General features: G+C 72.1%; 4 protein-coding genes. All 4 read left to right on the top strand.

Annotated features, from left to right (window positions below; genetic code table 11):
* A partial coding sequence (locus G4D87_RS35740) for a HEAT repeat domain-containing protein (RefSeq protein ID WP_240358874.1) occupies positions 1-455 on the top strand: 455 nt, incomplete at its 5' end.
* 105 nt (positions 456-560) lie between these two features.
* On the top strand, positions 561-1,088 hold the full coding sequence (locus G4D87_RS35745) for a DivIVA domain-containing protein (RefSeq protein ID WP_163787238.1): 528 nt from the start codon (positions 561-563) through the stop codon (positions 1,086-1,088).
* Between the two features lie 77 nt (positions 1,089-1,165).
* On the top strand, positions 1,166-2,365 hold the full coding sequence (locus G4D87_RS35750; RefSeq protein ID WP_205507855.1) for a peptidase MA family metallohydrolase: 1,200 nt from the start codon (positions 1,166-1,168) through the stop codon (positions 2,363-2,365).
* 163 nt (positions 2,366-2,528) lie between these two features.
* Positions 2,529-3,071, top strand: a complete 543-nt coding sequence (locus G4D87_RS35755) for a hypothetical protein (protein ID WP_163787243.1) — start codon at positions 2,529-2,531, stop codon at positions 3,069-3,071.
* Positions 3,072-3,334 lie beyond the last annotated feature (263 nt).

Genomic DNA, 3,334 nt, shown 5'->3' on the forward strand with positions numbered 1-3,334 from the left:
CCTCGGGGCCGGCGCCCACGCCCCCGGCCAAGGCCGCCCCGGCGCCCGCGACGGACGACGCCGCCCTCCTGCGGGGCCTGCTGGGGGCGGTGCGGCCAGCGCCGGCGGAGATTCGCGCCATCGCCATTGAAGACCTGGCGCTGCTGGGGGACGCCCGCGCCCTGGATGCGCTGGCCACGCTCCTGTGGGACCCCAACCCTCGCATCCAACAGGCGGCGCTGCGGGCCGTCACGCTGTTCCAGCATCCCCGGGCGGAGGAGCTCCTCGCCAACGTGGTGCGCCACCCCCGGCTGCCGGACGCGCTGAAAATCCAGGCGCTCAACGGGCTCGTCTTCCAGCGCACGCCCACCGCGCGCCGGGCCGTCCAGGACGCCGCCGTGGACTCGCGTCTCACCGCGGGGGTGCAGAACGCCGCGCGCACCGTCGTGTCCCAGTGGGACGCGCCGCGCCGCTGACGCCCGCTCGCCGGGCAGCCATGCGGGCCCCCCCCGCCAGCGCCGGCGCCCAGGTCAAGGGCCGATTCCTGGAGATGTGACGCCCCTGGGCTACACTGCGGCGTCATGAAAATCACTCCGCTCGACATCCGGCAGAAGCGGTTCGAAACGGCCCTGCGCGGCTTCTCTCGCCGTGAGGTGGAGGCCTACCTCGAGCTCATCGCCGGTGAATTCGAGGAGGTGGTGAAGGAGAACATCGCGCTCAAGGAGGAAGTGAAGCGCACCCAGTTCAAGGTGGAGCAACACCAGGAACGGGAGCGCACCCTCCAGGAGACCATGGTCACCGCCCAGCGCATCAGCGAGGACCTGAAGGACGCCGCGAAGAAGGAAGCGGAAATCATCATCGCGGACGCCGAACACCAGGCGGAGAAGATCGTCCACGGCGCCCACCAGCGGCTGGTGCAGGTGGTGGAGGACATCAACGAGCTGAAGCGCCAGCGCACCCAGTTCGAGTCGCAGGTCCGCTCCGTGTTGGAGGCCCACCAGAAGCTGCTGGAGACCTTCAAGAGCCCCACCTTCGCGGACCGCGACTACGCGCGCGTCGAGGACAACGTGGCCTATCTGTCCCAGAAGAAGGCCAACGGCGACTCCTGACGCGCCGCGCCGCGCGGTGAGGTTGCGGCAACCGGGGGCGAGGCTGTTATGTCAGTGGGAACGTGAGGCCGCCGCACATGCGCCACCTGCCTGTCCTGCTCCTGCTGCTCGCCGCCTCCGGGGCCTGGGCCCAGGAACCGGGCGGCCCTCATGGCACCCACGCCCATGACGTGGTGAATGACGCCGCGCTGGTGCCCCGGACGCGTCCGCCCCAGGCCAGCGGGGAGGTGACGACGGAGCGCTTCCGCATCCTCCACACCGCCGCCGCCACCGCGGCCGCGCACGAGCTGTCCCGGCAGATTGAAGGCGTGCGGGACAGGTTCGGCACCATCCTCGGCAAGGACTGGCCGGGCGTCACCGAGGTTCGCCTGGGCGTGGGCCGCGCGGAGTTCGAGGCCCTGGCGCTGCCCGGCGGCAAGCCCCCGGGCTGGGCCGTGGCGCTGGCCTACCCCGCCCACCAGATCATCCTGCTGGACGCGCGCAGCCTCCACGAGCCAGAGGGCCAGCAGACGCTCCGGCACGAGCTGGCGCACGTGGCCCTGGGACAGCTGGCCCCGTCGTGGCCCCGCTGGTTCCAGGAAGGCGTCGCGCAGTACGTCACCGGGGAGCGCTACTCCCTGACGCACTACTCCGCCCTCTTCCGGGCCGTCACCCAGGAGCGCGTCTTCCACTTCGAGCACCTCGACCGGGCCTGGCCGGACGTGCCGTCGGACGTGGAGATCGCCTACGCGCAGAGCGCCGCCTTCGTCGCCCACCTGTCGGCGAAGTTCGGCCCCCAGGCCATGGCCGCGCTGGTGGACGGCGTGGCGCGCGGCGAGCCCTTCGAGACGGCCTTCGGCAAGGCCTTCCGCACCTCGCTGCTGGTGGAGGAGACGGACTGGCGTGAAGGCCTGGCCGCGCGCTACGGCTGGCTCCCGCTCACCACCAGCTCCGCGCTCGTCTGGCTGGGCGCGTCCTTCCTCTGCGTGGCCGCCTATGCCCGCCGCCGCCAGCAGCGGGCCGCGAAGCTGGCGGAGATGGCCGCCCAGGATGCCGCGGAGGACGCCGCGCTGCGCCTGCTGGCCGCCCAGGCCGCGCAGGCCCAGGCCCAGGGCGCCGCCGTGAGCGCCGGAGACTCCACCTGGCCGGACTGGCCCGCGGGCTCGCAGGGCACCCAGGCCCACCTGGAGGCCCAGGACGGCGAGGCGCCCGCGGACAGCGCCGTCAGCGACCTTCCGGGTGAGCTGGACGACGAGGACGGCCCCCATGGCCGGCCGCCGAAGCCCACCCTCCACTGAGCGCCGCCCTTTCCGTCCTGCCAGGGCTACAGGGCGGGGGCTGTAGTTTCTACGGGCGTCCTGCTCCGCTGCCTACCCCTCCCTTCAAGGCAAGTGGCTGATTTCACTGGGAAGACGTATCCCAGGGGCGTTGGCCGATGGATTGCTTTGGCCTCCGTACGCGATGCGGAAGGCACTGGACATGAGCGAGCGTGGACGTAAGGCAGCCGTGCTGGCGCGGTTCTTCCGTCAGCAGCCGGATCGAATCTCCGCGCTGTGGCGGCGGATGGTGCTGGCGGCGCCCGATTCGGACGCGTCGCAGGGCGCGCCCACCCAGTTGGACAACCTGGTGGAGCCCTTCATCCGCGAGCTGGGCCGGACGCTGGCGGGTGAGGAGTCCAGCCCCTGGAGCCGCACGCGCGCGGTGCTGCGCTTGTCGGCGCACCGGGGCGCCCGCTCGCTCTATGACGAATTCGCGGCGCTGCGGCGCTGCCTGGTGGATGCCTCCGAGGTGCTCGGCGGCGGGGATTGGGAGCGCGAGCGCATCAACCGCGCCGTGGACGAAGCCGTGGACTCCGCGGTGGCGCTCCTCCAACGGATGAAGGACCCGCGAGCCGATGGCCCGCGGGTGCCCTTCGGTGGGCTGGTCGTCGAGTACTTCGAGCGTCCTTCCGGGACGCGGCGCGTGTCCCCGGACACGGGAGATGGACGTACGGCGATGCACTGAGGGCGTGTAGGGGTTGGCCGGCCCGTTCGACTTGACGTGCCCGGAAGACGGGCGCGTCCGAGACCGGCGGGAGGGAGTGTGCCTGGGTGGGGGCCCATGGCGCGCTTTGTGGGAAGGCGTGCTCCCGCTGGGGAGTGGTGAGCGCGCACCGCGAGCCGCTGGCAAGACGCGTGGATGGGGGTCCACGCGACTCGCCGGTCGGACGGGTCGGCGCATTTGTCGCAGGGAGTGCAGCAGCGGCTGTGGGGGCCGTGGGTGGAGCA

The sequence above is a fragment of the Myxococcus vastator genome (assembly GCF_010894475.1).
GTDB classification, from domain to species: domain Bacteria; phylum Myxococcota; class Myxococcia; order Myxococcales; family Myxococcaceae; genus Myxococcus; species Myxococcus vastator.